Annotated in this window: 14 protein-coding genes; 4 read left to right on the top strand and 10 right to left on the bottom strand. The window is 65.0% G+C overall.

Features of this window, described 5'->3' with window-relative positions; genetic code table 11:
- Positions 1–65 precede the first annotated feature (65 nt).
- Both EPO50_RS10475 and EPO50_RS10470 read left to right on the top strand, forming a co-directional pair.
- Complete coding sequence (locus tag EPO50_RS10475) at positions 66–1,622, top strand: gamma-glutamyltransferase family protein (protein WP_296343659.1); 1,557 nt, start codon at positions 66–68, stop codon at positions 1,620–1,622.
- Positions 1,598–2,731, top strand: coding sequence for a penicillin-binding protein activator (locus EPO50_RS10470; RefSeq protein WP_296343657.1), 1,134 nt, complete (start codon positions 1,598–1,600; stop codon positions 2,729–2,731). Before EPO50_RS10475 ends, EPO50_RS10470 begins: the two co-directional genes overlap by 25 nt.
- A 3-nt stretch (positions 2,732–2,734) precedes the next feature.
- Here the strand turns inward: EPO50_RS10470 and EPO50_RS10465 are convergent, their stop codons facing one another.
- The 4 genes from EPO50_RS10465 to EPO50_RS10450 form a co-directional block, all read right to left on the bottom strand.
- Complete coding sequence (locus tag EPO50_RS10465; RefSeq protein WP_296343655.1) at positions 2,735–3,301, bottom strand: TIGR00645 family protein; 567 nt, start codon at positions 3,299–3,301, stop codon at positions 2,735–2,737.
- 136 nt (positions 3,302–3,437) lie between these two features.
- A complete protein-coding gene (locus tag EPO50_RS10460; protein ID WP_296343653.1) occupies positions 3,438–4,244 on the bottom strand; it encodes a class I SAM-dependent methyltransferase in 807 nt (268 codons plus the stop codon).
- Positions 4,245–4,337: 93 nt separating this feature from the next.
- Positions 4,338–5,192, bottom strand: a complete 855-nt coding sequence (locus EPO50_RS10455) for an SMP-30/gluconolactonase/LRE family protein (protein WP_296343651.1) — start codon at positions 5,190–5,192, stop codon at positions 4,338–4,340.
- 11 nt (positions 5,193–5,203) lie between these two features.
- Positions 5,204–6,982: an NAD(P)/FAD-dependent oxidoreductase gene (locus tag EPO50_RS10450; RefSeq protein ID WP_296343649.1), complete on the bottom strand. Its 1,779-nt coding sequence runs from the start codon at positions 6,980–6,982 to the stop codon at positions 5,204–5,206.
- Between the two features lie 69 nt (positions 6,983–7,051).
- On the opposite strand from EPO50_RS10450, the gene EPO50_RS10445 reads away from it, so the two are divergent.
- Complete coding sequence (locus EPO50_RS10445) at positions 7,052–7,378, top strand: NIPSNAP family protein (RefSeq protein WP_296343648.1); 327 nt, start codon at positions 7,052–7,054, stop codon at positions 7,376–7,378.
- 116 nt (positions 7,379–7,494) lie between these two features.
- A complete protein-coding gene (locus tag EPO50_RS10440; protein WP_296343646.1) occupies positions 7,495–8,037 on the top strand; it encodes a hypothetical protein in 543 nt (180 codons plus the stop codon).
- Between the two features lie 20 nt (positions 8,038–8,057).
- Here EPO50_RS10440 and EPO50_RS10435 read toward each other — a convergent pair whose 3' ends face one another.
- From EPO50_RS10435 to EPO50_RS10410, 6 genes are read right to left on the bottom strand one after another with little or no spacing between them, the layout of a single operon-like run.
- Positions 8,058–9,284 carry a hypothetical protein gene (locus tag EPO50_RS10435; protein WP_296343644.1) on the bottom strand — a complete coding sequence of 409 codons (1,227 nt, stop codon included), beginning with the start codon at positions 9,282–9,284 and terminating at the stop codon, positions 8,058–8,060.
- Positions 9,281–9,901: a hypothetical protein gene (locus EPO50_RS10430; RefSeq protein ID WP_296343643.1), complete on the bottom strand. Its 621-nt coding sequence runs from the start codon at positions 9,899–9,901 to the stop codon at positions 9,281–9,283. Before EPO50_RS10430 ends, EPO50_RS10435 begins: the two co-directional genes overlap by 4 nt.
- Positions 9,898–10,854 (bottom strand): VWA domain-containing protein, encoded by a 957-nt coding sequence (locus tag EPO50_RS10425; protein ID WP_296343641.1) that lies wholly within the window; start codon positions 10,852–10,854, stop codon positions 9,898–9,900. Before EPO50_RS10425 ends, EPO50_RS10430 begins: the two co-directional genes overlap by 4 nt.
- Entirely contained in the window at positions 10,824–11,822 is a 999-nt protein-coding gene (locus tag EPO50_RS10420) for a VWA domain-containing protein (protein ID WP_296343639.1), read from the bottom strand. The genes EPO50_RS10425 and EPO50_RS10420 overlap by 31 nt, the downstream gene beginning before the upstream one ends.
- On the bottom strand, positions 11,816–12,250 hold the full coding sequence (locus EPO50_RS10415; protein ID WP_296343637.1) for a DUF4381 domain-containing protein: 435 nt from the start codon (positions 12,248–12,250) through the stop codon (positions 11,816–11,818). Before EPO50_RS10415 ends, EPO50_RS10420 begins: the two co-directional genes overlap by 7 nt.
- Positions 12,251–12,259: 9 nt before the next feature.
- Complete coding sequence (locus tag EPO50_RS10410; RefSeq protein ID WP_296343635.1) at positions 12,260–13,201, bottom strand: DUF58 domain-containing protein; 942 nt, start codon at positions 13,199–13,201, stop codon at positions 12,260–12,262.
- Positions 13,202–13,211 lie beyond the last annotated feature (10 nt).

The following is a 13,211-nucleotide window of genomic DNA, read 5'->3' as shown; positions in this document are numbered from 1 at the left end:
CTAACAGGCTTTGTGGCCAAAAGCGGTCCAGCTAAAGTCCCGCCTCCATTCGGGGAGCGTTGTTGATGAGCGAATCGCTGACACGGCAGTTGAAATTCACCAAGCACGCGGTTCGCGGCAAGGGCGTGGTCGTTGCACAGAACGTGAAGGCGGCCGAAGTCGGCGCCGCGATCCTGCGCAAGGGTGGCAATGCCATCGACGCGGCCGTCGCCACCGGCATGGCCATCGGCGCACTCGAACCCTGGATGAGCGGCATCGGTGGTGTCGGCTTCATGACGATCTGGAGTGCCAAGGAAGGCCGCGCCTGGACGATCGACTATGGCCCGGTCTCGGCCAAGAAGCTCGATCCGTCGGTCTACAAGATCGTGGGCCCCGGCCCCGCTAACCCCTTCGCGTGGCCCGACATCGAGGAGCAGCGCAACGAGGTCGGCTATCACTCGATCGCCGTGCCCGGCATGGTCGCGGGCCTCGCCAAGGCGCTGGAGCGTTTCGGCTCGCTCAAATGGAAGGACGTGTTGCAGCCCGGCGTCGAGCTTGCCCAGCGCGGCATGGAACTCGACTGGTACATGCAGGTGATGATCGCCAACGGCGCCAAGAACCTCGCCAAGTTCCCGGCCTCGCGCGAAAACTACCTCTGCGACGACGGCCGCGTCCCCGCCCACGACTGGGCCGGCACGCAACGCTTCATCAAGCTCGGCAATCTCGGCGAGACGATGCGGCGGCTGGCCGAGGGTGGCCCGCGTGAATTCTACGAAGGCAGCCTGGCGCGCGATATCGCGGCCGACCTGCAGGCCGGCGGCTCCACCATCTCCTACGACGATCTCAAGTCCTTCGAGGCGAAGATCGTCGAGCCGCTGTCGTTCGAGCACAATGGCGTGACGATCAATGTCGCGGGCGGCCTCACGGCAGGCCCGACCTTGCGCCGGACCATCGAACTTGCGGGCGCCGGAACCAAGGGCAAGGGCGCACCCGATGCGGCGTTCTTCGCCGCCATCGCCGAAGGCATGCACAAGGCTTACGACGAGCGCCTGAAGACCCTGGGTGACAAGCCGACCAACACCTGCACCACGCATTTCTGCGCCGCCGACTCCGAAGGCAACATGGTGGCGCTGACGCAGACATTGATGTCGCTGTTCGGCTCGTGCGTGATGCTGCCCAAGACCGGCATCACCATGAACAACGGCATGCTGTGGTTCGACCCGGAACCGAATCGGCCGAACTCGATCGCGCCGGGCAAGAAGCCGCTTTGCAACATCTGCCCGGTGGTCGTGGCGAAAGACGGCAAGCCGTGGTTCTGCATCGGCGCTTCGGGCGGCCGGCGCATCGTGCCGGCTGTGACGCAGCTTTCGTTGATGATGGTCGATCGCGGCCTGGACGTCGAAGCGGCCTTCCATCAGCCGCGTATCGACGTTTCCGGCGTCGGCCCGATCCGGGTCAATCGCGACCTACCGGATGCGGTGAAGAAGGCGATTGCGGCCAAGCTGCCGATGGTCGAAGTCGACAATCCGGTCTCGCCTCTGGGCTTTGCCAACCCGTCCTGCATCGTGCGCGATCCCAAGACCGGCGAACTGACGGGTATGAACGAGGTCATGTCGCCATGGGCCGGCGGCGCGGCGCAGTAGCCGCGGCACTCGTGTCTTTTGCGCTCGCAGCTCCGGCTGCGGCGCAAAAGACCGACGTTTCGCTGCCCGTGCTCGTGCCGCTCACGGGCTTCGTGGCGCTGGAAGGTACGAGCCAACGGAACGGCGCGATCCTGGCCGAGCGCCAGATCCGCGACGTCAAGATCGAGACGCGCGTGCTCGATACGCAGGCGACCCCCGAAGCCGCTGTGACGGCCTGGGAACGGGCCGTCGGCCGCACGCCGCCGCCCGCCGTCATCGGCCCGATCCTCGGCACTCAGATGCTGGCTTTGATGCCGCTCGCGCAGACCGTCGGCGTGCCCCTGCTGACCGTCTCCGGAACGGCGCGGCTGTCGGAAATGGGCAACCCCTACTTCTTCCGCTTCTTCCCGAGCGACTCCACTGTGAAGGTTGCTCACGCCCGCTACGTGGTCGAGAAGCTCGGCGCCAAGCGGCCCGCGGTGATCTACCAGAGCACCGCCTACGGCCAGTCGGGCCGCGAGCAGCTTGCCAAGACGTTCACCGATCTGAAGGCGCCGCCTGTCCTCGAAGAGAGCGTGGCACCGACCGCCAACGATCTGACCGCAGCGCTCACTCGTGCCAAAGGCGCTAATGCCGACGTGATCGTGCTGCACCTGCATGCCGCCTCGACGGTATTGGCCGTCCGGCAGGCGCGGCAGCTCTTCCCCGATCTACCGGTCGTCGCTGGTTCAGCGATGCACCAGCCCGCCACCGCGGCCTTGCTGGACCCCGCCGAGCTGAAAAGCGTGTGTGCCGAAACCGCGGCCTCGCCGATCTCGGCGACCAGCGGCCCGATGAAGGCTTTCACCGACGCCTACCGCGTCGCTTTCAAGACCGAGCCCGACGCTTTCGCGGCCGCCCAATACGACGCCGTTGGGATGCTGGGCACGATCGTCGCCGACCTCAAGAAGGCCAAGCAGTCCATCACGCCAAGCGCCGTCCGCGGCGCGCTCAGTCGTGACAGCTACAAGGGACTGGTCACGACTTACAAGTCGGACGGCAAGGGCAACATGGCCCACGAAGCCGAAATCGTCTGCTTCGACGGTACGAGCCGCGTGCCCAAGGTCGTCGAGCGCTACACGATCAAGTAGCGCTCAGTGTTTGCCGTTGGGCGACTGGCTCAGCTTGTCGACGTAGGCAATACCGACGGCGGACAGGATGAACAGGCCGTGGATGATGGTCTGCCACATGATGCCGGCCTCGGTGTAGGCCGAGTCCGCCTTGCCGAGCGAGCCGGCCTCGATGAACGTCCGCAGCAGATGGATCGAGGAAATGCCGATGATTGCCATGGCGAGCTTGATCTTGAGCACGCTGGCATTGACATGGCTCAGCCACTCCGGCTGATCGGGATGGCGATTTAGCTGCATGCGCGACACGAAGGTCTCGTAGCCACCGACGATCACCATGATCAGCAAGTTGGAGATCATCACCACGTCGATCAGGCCCAGCACGATCAGCATGGCCTGCTGTTCGGTGACGCTGGGGCTGTGCAGTACCAGGTGAACGAGTTCCTTGAGGAACAGAAAGACATAGACGCACTGGGCGACGATCAGGCCCAGATAGAGTGGAAGCTGCAGCCATCGCGAAGCGAAGATCAGGCGCGGGATCGGACGCAGGCTTCGTGGGTCGCGGGGCGTCTCAATGGCCTCGGCAGGCGTCATGGGGGGGATTCCGTCAGTAAGGAGGTGAGTCGGGGGACCGGATATGGCCAATCCCGGCCCACGTTGCAACCGATGTGCAACGCCGTCCACAAACCTTAATTTCGACACCTGTGGAACCGCCCCTGCCCCTTGGACCTCAGTCGAAGGCCGCCTTGACCGCCCAGGCTCTCGCCTTGAACGGGATCGCGCCATCGGCCCGCAGCGGGACGCTTTCCTGCAGTTTCTGCCTCAACTTCTCCCGGGCGACTGGCTCCAACTTCACACAGTAGCCCGGCGCTGGTCCCGCGCCCAAGGTGAACGGCTGCCAGTAGTCGTCGAAGTCGTTGAAGACCGTCGACACCTCGATCGGCGCGCAGCTCACCAGTCCGAGACCGGCATCTGCCGCCAGCTCAGCCAACCCTTCCGGCGTGCAGAAAGGGAAGCGCTTGTCTTCGGTAAGGTCCTGCGCCGCGGGATCGAGCGATACCGCGGCACGCCAGAAGGCCCGCACAAACTCCACGCCACCGCCGGGATAGTCCCAGACATAGAAACCGATTGTACCGTTGGGCCGCACGATGCGTTTCATCTCTGCAAGCGCTTTGCGCCGATCCGATACGAAGTTCAGCACCAGCGCCGATACGACGATATCGCGGCTGTCCGTTTCCACCTCCACTGCCTGGGCGTCACCCACCCGGAACCTGGCGCGCTTGTCGGTAATGCTTGCCCGGACCGCATCGACGAAACCATCGGAAGGGTCGATGGCCAACAGGCTGGCGGGCTTGCACTGCGCCAGAATGGCCGCCGAGAGTGCCCCAGTCCCGCAGCCGATATCCAGCCAGTCGCGGTCCTCCGGCGCAGCGAGCCAGTCGAGGAAGCGAGGTGCGACCTTGCGGCTCCACCTGCCCATATAGGCATCGTAGCTTTCGCCCACCTGCCATGCATCGTGACGCGAGGCTTCAACCATGGGTCGCCCTCCCGATCCGAACCAATGTCATTGAAGCACCGCGCTCTCGCAGAAAGCCAGAACGCGGCACGCACGCAGCCGATGAATTTCCCGTTAAGGCGCCAGCGTAATCCTGGCTGGCGGCAGCGCCAAGCCCGCAACGTCGACCCTCGTCCGGAAGATGCTGCCGCAATTCTCGCTCGGGCCGCCACGAGAACCCGTGACGACATAGAGGTCGCGCAGGTCATCGCCGCCAAAGCAGACGCTGGTGACCATCGGCAGAGGCACGTGGAGATCCTGGCGATGGGCGCCGTCGGCATCGAAGACCGCGACGCGGCCGCCATGGGCATCCGCGACCCAGACCGAACCGTCACCTGCCACCTTCAATCCGTCGGGAACGCCGCCGTCGCCCATCGAGGCGAATTGCCGCCATGGCCCGACGCCACCATCTGCCACCACGTCGTACACACGGACGATCCCGGCACGCGCGTCGCTGTGATAGAGGCGCTTCCCGTCGGGTGAGAAGCCCAACCCATTGGTCAGCAGCACGCCGTCGGACACGGTCCGCATCGAGCCATCCACGTCGATCAGGTGCAGATGCCCAGGCTTCGGCCTTTCGCCGCCGAGTACCTTGAAGGCCAGCGAACCCACGTAGATGCGTCCAGCTTTGTCGGTCGTGAGATCGTTGAAGCCGGTGGCGCCGGGGATGGCGTCGAGCGCCAGCAGCGTCTTCGTGCCCTCCTTAGCCAGCGAGACGTGCGCGATGTCGCGCCCGCCCACGACCAGCCCACCCTTCTCATGCAGTGCCATGCCGCCGATGCCACGCCGTTTTGGCACGACCTGGGTCACCGCGCCGGCGCGATCCAACAGGTAAACCCCGCCGTTGATGACGTCGCTGAAATAGAGGCCCTGGGCCGGATCCCAGACGGGACCCTCGATCAGGCCGTAGCCTGTGGCGACCTGTTGCATCACCTCTCCACCTATCGAGGCGCCAGCCCCGCTTCCTGCGCCTTGATCTGCAGCGCAAGATACTTGGAATACATGCGGCACTGCGCGAAGGAGCCCCCGGTGAACCAGAGGCCGGGCTGCGCCGTCGGCACCCACATGTTGTTCAGCTCCTGCGTGGCCGGGTCGAAGCCCCAGACCGGGCCGACTTTCTCGGCGATCTCCGGACCGAACAATTGCCCGACCAGGTGATCCTGGCCCTTGTAGCCGGTGGCCAGCACCAGCAGATCGGCGGGACTTTCGCTCCCGTCGTTCATCTTCATCCCGGTCGGCGTGAACTCGGCGATATCGGCATACTGGATGAGTCCGACCTCACCGCGCGCGACAAGATCAGAGGCGCCGACATTGAAATAATAGCCGCCGCCTCTGGAACGGTACTTCAGCGGCCAGCCGGTGCCGCCTTCACCAAACTCCAGTTTGAAGCCCACCTTCTCCAACCCCTCGAGCAGCGCGGCATCGTGCCGGCGCGATTCGTCGGTCAGGATCTTGTGCGCCACCTTCATCATGCGCAGCGGCACCGAGACATTGATCAGGTCGCGATCTTCATAGGCCGGACCCTTGCCATAATAGACGCCGTCGTAGAGCTGCGCGCTGGGCTCGACATTGGTGATCAGGGTCGGGCTGCGCTGCACGATGGTCGTATGAGCGCCATTGCCGTGCAGATCCTGCGCAATGTCATGTGCGCTGGTCCCCGTGCCGAACACATAGACGTTCTTGTCCCGCCACGCCGCACCGTCGGTGAACTTGCTCGAATGAACAACCGGCCCCCTAAAGCGGTCGAGGGTCGGGATGTTGGGCAGGTTCGGCGTGCCGCTGACGCTGGTCGCCATCACGATATGGCGCGGATGGAGCGTACGTCCCACACCGTCGGCGACATCGAGGGCTAGTTGCGCCGTCCAACGCTTCTTGGCTGCGTCCCAAGTCGCGCCCTGGAAGGTCGTGCGCGTCCAGAAGTCGATTTCCATGGTCTCGACGTAGGACTCGATCCAGTTCGCGATCTTGTCCTTGGGGATGTACTTCGGCCAGGTCCTGGGAAACGGCAGATACGGGAAGTGATTGCTGTGCTTCTGATTATGCAGCTTCAGCCCGTGATAGCGCTTGCGCCAGTTGTCGCCGATGCGCGCCATGCGGTCGACGACCAGCGCATCGATACCCAGCGCCTTGAAGCGCGCCGCCGCTGTGACGCCGGCATGGCCACCGCCCACGATCAGCACCACGGGGTCGCGATCTTCGTAGCGCGACGACTGCTGCCGACGGTCGAGCCAGTTGGGGCCATGGAAATCGCGCTCGAAGGCAGGTTCTTCCGAGGCTTCGAGGATCACCTCTTCCTCGTAGCCGGCGAGCTCGTCGAGCGCGGTCATCAAGGTCCAGGCCACGGCGGAACCGGCGCGACAGTCGCTGCGCTTCAGCCGAACGATCCCGGCGCCACGGCCTATTTTTGTCTCGAAAGTAAGAATTGCCTCGACGCAGGTCTCGCTAGCACGCTCGACGTCGCGCGGCGGATGGCGCTCAGGATCGACGGCAAAGTTGCGAGCGCCCATGGCGGCCGCTGCCTCGACGAGGCGCCGCGCGACCGGCTCGCGATCGCTCACCGTTTCGATGGTCCAGGTGAGCGCCACGATATCGCGCCAATCGCAATCGCTCCGGAACAGGGCGCCGACAGCGGCAGCGTCCTTCGCCTCGAGAGCGGCGTTCAGGCCTTCCAGCCAGTCGCCAACGACCTGTTTCGCATCACGGCTGAGTTCGACATCCATGGAAACAAGCCTAGAGCGTAACGCGCGTCCTTGTCATCCTGACCGCCAACAACACCACGGGAGATCGAAATGTCACTCTACGAGCTCAGGACCTACACGCTTTACGTCGGCAAGATGGGTGAAGCGGTGAAGCTCTATCAGGAGTTCGGTTTCCCGGCGCTCGACAAGGGTGGGCATGCCAAGAATCTTGTCGGCTATTTCCAGGGCGACACGGGCACCATCAATCAGCTCGTTCATCTCTGGAAGTTCAACGACGATGCTCATCGGCGCAGCCACTGGGCGGCGGTCTTCTCCGACCCCGCCTTCATGGACGGCTTCGCCGTCAAGTTCCGGCCGCTGGTGATGAGTCAGGAAGTGAAACTGTTGAACGCAGCGCCGTGGGGGCCGCATCCGTAAGGATATTGTAACCCACCCGCATCCTCTAGAAAGACGGCTGCGGCGATTAGCAGGGCGTAACGCGCTCGCCCGACGCGACGGCAGCGGCTAGTGTGCCGTCGGGTGTTCAACGGGAAATGATCTACAATCTGACTCTGGTCCACCTGCTGCTCGCATTGGGGGCGAGCGGCTGTGTGTACTTCGCGCTTCGCGAGATCCGACGCCGCTACGTGTCGATCTGGCGCTTGTTTGTGCCTGCCGCACTGGCGACGCTCGTGGCCAGCGGCATGTTCCTGCTCCAGGTCGTCGCCCACCGACCTCCCTGGGTCTTCGAGGCAGCACTACTCGCAGGATTGTCGATCGGCGCTGTCCGCGGCTTCATGACGATGCTGCGCGTCGACCTCTACATGTCGATGTTGCAGGAGCGCTCCGCCGCCAAGCGCGCGCTGCTCTGGATCCCCATTGTCCTCGCCATCGCTGTCGCTGCCGAAATCGTAGGCGCAGTCATGACTCCTGCCCTCGAAAGCCTTCAGCTTGGCGCCGCACTCCTCGCAACGAGCTGCGCAGGCATGCTGGTTGGCCGTGCGGTTGTGCTGTCGGCGCGGCTGGCAGCATCCCTGATGGCGCCCGCTTCGGGCAGTCGAGGGCGGACGGAAGCCAAACAGTCATCTTCCGGATAGGCCTGTGCTTTCGACGACTTTCAATCCCGCCAAGACATCGCTGGATTGAGTGGTGGCAAGACGCCTACCTGCCTCTGCCGGATCGCCGTATGGCGCAGCCTCTCAGCCTTCTTGGCAAACGCTTCGGCCCGGTTGAGCGACCAGGGCGCACCGGCAAACAGCACGGCTTCGATCTCCTCGGCGAGCGCCGCGCCATCCGCCGGCCGCGGCAGACGCCGCCGCCACACGACAAATGCGCCATAGGTGATCTCCGGCTTATTTTGCCGACAGGAGGCCTTGAGATCGCCAAAGGCCTTCGCCTCAGAGGCCAGCCAGTGGGCGTGACGGGTGGCCCGCCACCTCGCGATGCGCGGCCAGATCCATATTGCGAGCGTCACCATTCCCAATGCAGTGACGGCAGCGAATATCCAGCGTCCAGTGCGCTCCAAGGGCGATACCGTAACCGGCGCCGCTGTTACCGCGATCGTGGCACCCCCACCTACTGCACGCCGAAGGCGGTTCGCGGACAGGTCCCACCAGGGTTGCACCAACTCCGGGATCACGAATGATCCATCGACCTCGAACACGTAGGTCACACGGTCGGTCCGCCGGCCGGTAACGACCCCGCGACTGATCTGATCGTCGCTCTGAGGCGGATCGACATAGACACGTACGCCCGGCGGCGCCGTGAACAAGAGATCGAGCATCGCCATACCCGGCACGTCGGCGGCGGCACGGGTGATCGTACGTACGATGGCATCGCCTGCCTTGAAGGGACTCGACGGCGCGGGCTGCCATTGCTCGTCGAGCGTGAGTGAGTCCGTGGCGACGACGGGCCGCGAGGGATCGACGCCCGGCGGGACAGCGATCTGCACATCAGTCGCCTTGCCCTGGACATGGCCTGCGACATCACCGTTGCTAGTCAGCAACGTCACTGTCGCCGCGGGTATCGCAAGCCGGCCGCCGCGCCGCGCATAAAGGGCGAATTCGAAACGCTGGCCGGTATAGGTCTTGCCGTCGATCGTGTCGCTCATCGTCGTCGCCTGCGTTTCGTAACGCACGATCTGCGCGCCCGGCATCTCACCCAGGGCGACCTGCGGCGGCCGTGGCATCTCGCCGGGAAACAGCACGTCCACGAAGACGCTGACATGCTGGCCGAGCACCGCACCTTGCTCCGGCTTGACCGTGGTCCGCACGATCACTCCCTCGGTCTGAGCCAAGGCCGGCATCGGCAGCAACAGGGCCATGAGAAGGAGCAGCGCTCTCATGGCGTCTTGCTCTCGAGCTGGCTGACGAAGCGGGCTTTCAGGAAGTCGGCGGGTCGGCTCTGCAGGCGTTTCAGCCATACGGCGCGGGACGCCTCGTCAGTCATCACCGCGCCCGTCACATCCGTCTTTTGCCCCTGCTCGTCCTTCTTGTCTTTGTCGTAGACGATCTGGTCGGCGCCCTCACGCTGGTCACCGGCATCGCCGCCCTTCTGCCGCATCCTCTCCGCCCGGAGCTTGGCCAAGGTGCGGTTTGCTTCGGCATCGGCCCAGCCGGGCCGCAAAACGAGGGCGCGATCGTAGCGGGCGACGGCATCGTCATACTTGCCCAGCATCACCAGCGCGTTTCCCTGATCGTAAGCCGCCGCCGCGGTGCCCAGGCCACCGAAGGTCTCGGCGGCTTCCTTGAATTCACCGGCCCGAAAGCGCGCGACGCCCGCCCACATGGGATTTGCGAAGGCGCTGGCGGCGCCCCGATAGTTCTGCTCGGCCATCAGTCGACGGCCGCGCTGGTCCGGCGTCATCCAGAGATCGGCCCAACCGATCTGCCAGGCGCCAATTGCCAGGGCGGCGACGACGAGCGCCATCACTGCGGTGAGGAGAGTGCCCGACCGCTTCATGTCGCGATGACCCAGCCGCGCCGAAACCAGAGCAATACAAGAAGCGCGATGAGCGGCGTCAGCCACCATCCTGCTTCCTGCCAGCGGACGACTTCACCGGCCGCCACCGAGGCGCCGGGCGCATCCGCCAACCGGCGCGCGATCGTCGTCACGTCCTGATTGTCCACGGTGGCGACGACTTCGCGGGCGTCGAGCGCCGATACAGCGGCCGCTAGGCTGGCGTCGGCGGCAACGAACTGCGGCGGCGCCACGGCAAACAGGATCACCGGTGGGCCTCCGGCGAGCGGCTTCAACACCACCGCCTGTCCCGGCGCGACATTGTCGGCGACGACCAGGATCGAACCGCCCTGCCCGCCATCGCGCAGTACCTGGGTCGCGAGCTTCACGGCATCGGCCAGACTGTCACCCTCTCGCGGCATGATTGCCGGAGACAGCGCCGCGGCCATGCCGGTCACCACGTCGCGATCGGGTGTCGGCGGCAACACGAGATGGGCGGAGCCGCTGTAGGCGATGAGGCCGGCCGGCATGCCGTCGCGGAGCTTGAGCAAATCGGCGATCTTCTGACGGGCACGATCGAGCCGCGTCGGCGCCAGGTCGGGCGTCATCATCGACGGCGTCACCTTGAGGACGATCATCGCCGGTGCCGCTTGCTCGGCAAAAGGCGACGGCTGGCGCTGCCAGGTTGGCCCCGCGACAGCGAAGATCGCCACGATCGCTCCAACCAGCAGCAGATGATGCGGGCGCAAGGCCCGGCGTGCCCTGTCGCCAACAGTGAGATGCTTCAGCAACTCAGGATCGATCACCTGTCGCCACCGCCGCATCGTGTCGCTGGCCCGATGGCTCGCCCACCACAGAGCCACTGCCAGGAGGAGGAGCAGCAACGCCCAGGGACGCAGCAGGTGAAAGTTCTCGAAGAAGGCGGTCACGATGCCACCTTCGGCGTACGGCCCCATCGCGGCCAGGGCATAACCATCAGCGCCTGCGACAGCAACGCCAGCACGATCATGGCAAGCAGTGGCATCCAGTAGAGATCGCTGCGCGGCTGATAGGTCACGATGTCGACCTTGCGCGTCTCGACCTGATCGAGCCGCGTGTAGATGCCCTCCAGTTCGGCCCGGTCGAGAGCGCGATAGAAGCCGCCGCCAGTCGCACTGGCGATATCCTTCAGCGCCGCTTCGTCGAGCTTCTCCTCTCCCGCGGCCGTCGGATCGCCGATCGCCACGGTATGGATCACGATCTTCTTGTCATGGGCGATGCGCGCCGCTTCAGCGGGCGGCACGCTGCTGGCCGTGTCGTTGCCGTCGGTCAGGGCGATCATGGTCTTGGCCGGCGCCGTCGAACGGGCGAACAGGTTGATGCCGAGCCCGATCGCGTCCCCCAGGACAGTGCGCGGACCGGCCATGCCGACCTGCATCTCCTGCAGCAACGCTCGCGCCAGCTTGAGGTCGGTCGTGAAGGGCACCAGCGTGAAGGCCGAGTTACCGAACACCACGACGCCCACCCGGTCGCCTTGGCGCTTGGCCAGGAAGTCGTCGAGCACCTGCTTCGCGGCCGTCAGGCGATCGACCTTAGTGCCGGACGCATCGGTGAAGTCCTTGGTATCCATCGAACCCGAGAGGTCGACCAGCAACAACAAATCTCGCGCCGGCTTTTCCCGATGGATCGGTGGCTCGAGCCATTGCGGCCACATCAGCGCCAGAAGCGCGAGCACCCAGCACAGCACCAAACTCAGCGTCCGCCAGAAGCCACGCTGACGCGTCACGACACCTTCGCGCGGCTGCAAGCCGGTGACGGAGACGAGCCGCGCGAAGAACGGGACACGCACACCAAGCCTGCTCTCCCCGTACGCTGGCAGCAGCCACCAGACCAGCGCCGGCAAAGGCAGGAGAAGGGCGAACCACGGTTCAGCGAAGGTCAGCATCGGTGCCGCCTGACCCAGCTGCGCGCCGCCGTCAGCACCGCCTGCTTGTCGCCGGCACCCCCAAACGCCATGGCTTCGAGATCACGACCGGCACCTTGGGTGAACACATTGGTGCGCGCGGTACGGTCGAGAAAGGCGAGCCAGTCGGTGCCCGTCAGCGAGGCGACTTCGGTGCGTGGCCAGGCGGCCAGTGCCGCTCGTTTCAGGATGGTGGAGATATCGCCCGGCTCGGCGTTATCGAGGGCAGCGAGAGCGGCCCGTCGATAGGCGTTGCGTCGGTACCGGGCGATGATCATGCCTGCGAAGATCACCGCCATGGCAACAGCGCCGGCCAACAGAATCCACCAACCCGGAGCCGGCGGCCACAGAGCCACCTCGGGCGGCATGACGATGTCGCGCAGGTTGGAAAGATCGGCCGGATCGCTCATGGCCGTCGCTCAGGCCGCCGGACGGCGCGAAAGCCGCCGGCCGAGTTGTTCGCGGAACTGATCGGATACGTCTCGGCCGGTGACCAGGGGCAGTACTGGAATGGCCCTTTGAAGCGAGAAGCGGGCGGCATTGGTCCGGCGTTCGGCAAAGCCTGCCGCAAACTGTCGGCGCAGGTCACGAGCCGAAAGATCGACTTCGATCTGATGGCTGCCATCGGCCAGGACGGCGTTCCCGATATCCGGCAGTTCGGCTTCCAAGGGGTCCGAGATGAACACGGAGAGCGCATCGTTGTGCGCGGTGAGGCGCGTTACCTGCTTCACGCTTTCGGCATCGGCCCCCGTCGTATCGGAAATCAGGACGATCAGCCAATCATGATGAGCAAGAAGGACCGCGCGACGCAGCGCTTCGTTGAGCAGCGCAGGATCGGATGGCTTCTCCGTCGCCGCTGACAGCAAACGGTTGTGGCGCACCACCTCGGCCAGGATTCTCTGCACACCCGCCTCGCGCGCCTGCGGCTTGATCTCGACCACGCCCCCAGCTTCCGAAAAGACGATGGCGCCGATCCTGTCGCCCAGCGACGCGACGCGAAAGGCCGAGAGGGCCGCCGCTTCGGCGGCAACGACGGATTTCATGGCGAGCCGGCTGCCAAAGAACATCGATTGCCGTTGATCGACCAACAGCAGGACATTGCGGTCGCGTTCCTCGGTGTAAACGCGAAGATGCGGCGTCCCGAGCCGGGCGGTCGCAGCCCAATCCATGGCCCGCGTATCGTCGCCCTCGGCATAGTGGCGCAGCTCCTCGAAATCGAGGCCACGACCACGCAGTCGCGAGGCATGGCGGCCGGTCAACAGGCTGTGCACCGGCTGGCGCGGCAGGAAGCTGAAACCTTTGGCGCGATGGCGCAGGTGCAGCAGCTCGTCGAGGGTCACATAGGCGCGCGCCTCGGTCATCCGCCCTCCT

Source organism: Reyranella sp. (genome assembly GCF_004297405.1).
GTDB lineage: Bacteria > Pseudomonadota > Alphaproteobacteria > Reyranellales > Reyranellaceae > Reyranella.
This window is presented reverse-complemented; position numbering and strand designations above follow the sequence as displayed.

Coding starts and splice junctions, on each gene's coding strand:
- EPO50_RS10430 (WP_296343643.1), bottom strand. CDS start 9,901: ATGAAGCGGTCGGGCACTCTCCTCACCGCAGTGATGGCGCTCGTCGTC.
- EPO50_RS10420 (WP_296343639.1), bottom strand. CDS start 11,822: ATGCTGACCTTCGCTGAACCGTGGTTCGCCCTTCTCCTGCCTTTGCCG.
- EPO50_RS10445 (WP_296343648.1), top strand. CDS start 7,052: ATGTCACTCTACGAGCTCAGGACCTACACGCTTTACGTCGGCAAGATG.
- EPO50_RS10435 (WP_296343644.1), bottom strand. CDS start 9,284: ATGAGAGCGCTGCTCCTTCTCATGGCCCTGTTGCTGCCGATGCCGGCC.
- EPO50_RS10460 (WP_296343653.1), bottom strand. CDS start 4,244: ATGGTTGAAGCCTCGCGTCACGATGCATGGCAGGTGGGCGAAAGCTAC.
- EPO50_RS10425 (WP_296343641.1), bottom strand. CDS start 10,854: ATGGGGCCGTACGCCGAAGGTGGCATCGTGACCGCCTTCTTCGAGAAC.
- EPO50_RS10450 (WP_296343649.1), bottom strand. CDS start 6,982: ATGGATGTCGAACTCAGCCGTGATGCGAAACAGGTCGTTGGCGACTGG.
- EPO50_RS10455 (WP_296343651.1), bottom strand. CDS start 5,192: ATGCAACAGGTCGCCACAGGCTACGGCCTGATCGAGGGTCCCGTCTGG.
- EPO50_RS10470 (WP_296343657.1), top strand. CDS start 1,598: ATGGGCCGGCGGCGCGGCGCAGTAGCCGCGGCACTCGTGTCTTTTGCG.
- EPO50_RS10410 (WP_296343635.1), bottom strand. CDS start 13,201: ATGACCGAGGCGCGCGCCTATGTGACCCTCGACGAGCTGCTGCACCTG.
- EPO50_RS10440 (WP_296343646.1), top strand. CDS start 7,495: ATGATCTACAATCTGACTCTGGTCCACCTGCTGCTCGCATTGGGGGCG.
- EPO50_RS10415 (WP_296343637.1), bottom strand. CDS start 12,250: ATGAGCGATCCGGCCGATCTTTCCAACCTGCGCGACATCGTCATGCCG.
- EPO50_RS10465 (WP_296343655.1), bottom strand. CDS start 3,301: ATGACGCCTGCCGAGGCCATTGAGACGCCCCGCGACCCACGAAGCCTG.
- EPO50_RS10475 (WP_296343659.1), top strand. CDS start 66: ATGAGCGAATCGCTGACACGGCAGTTGAAATTCACCAAGCACGCGGTT.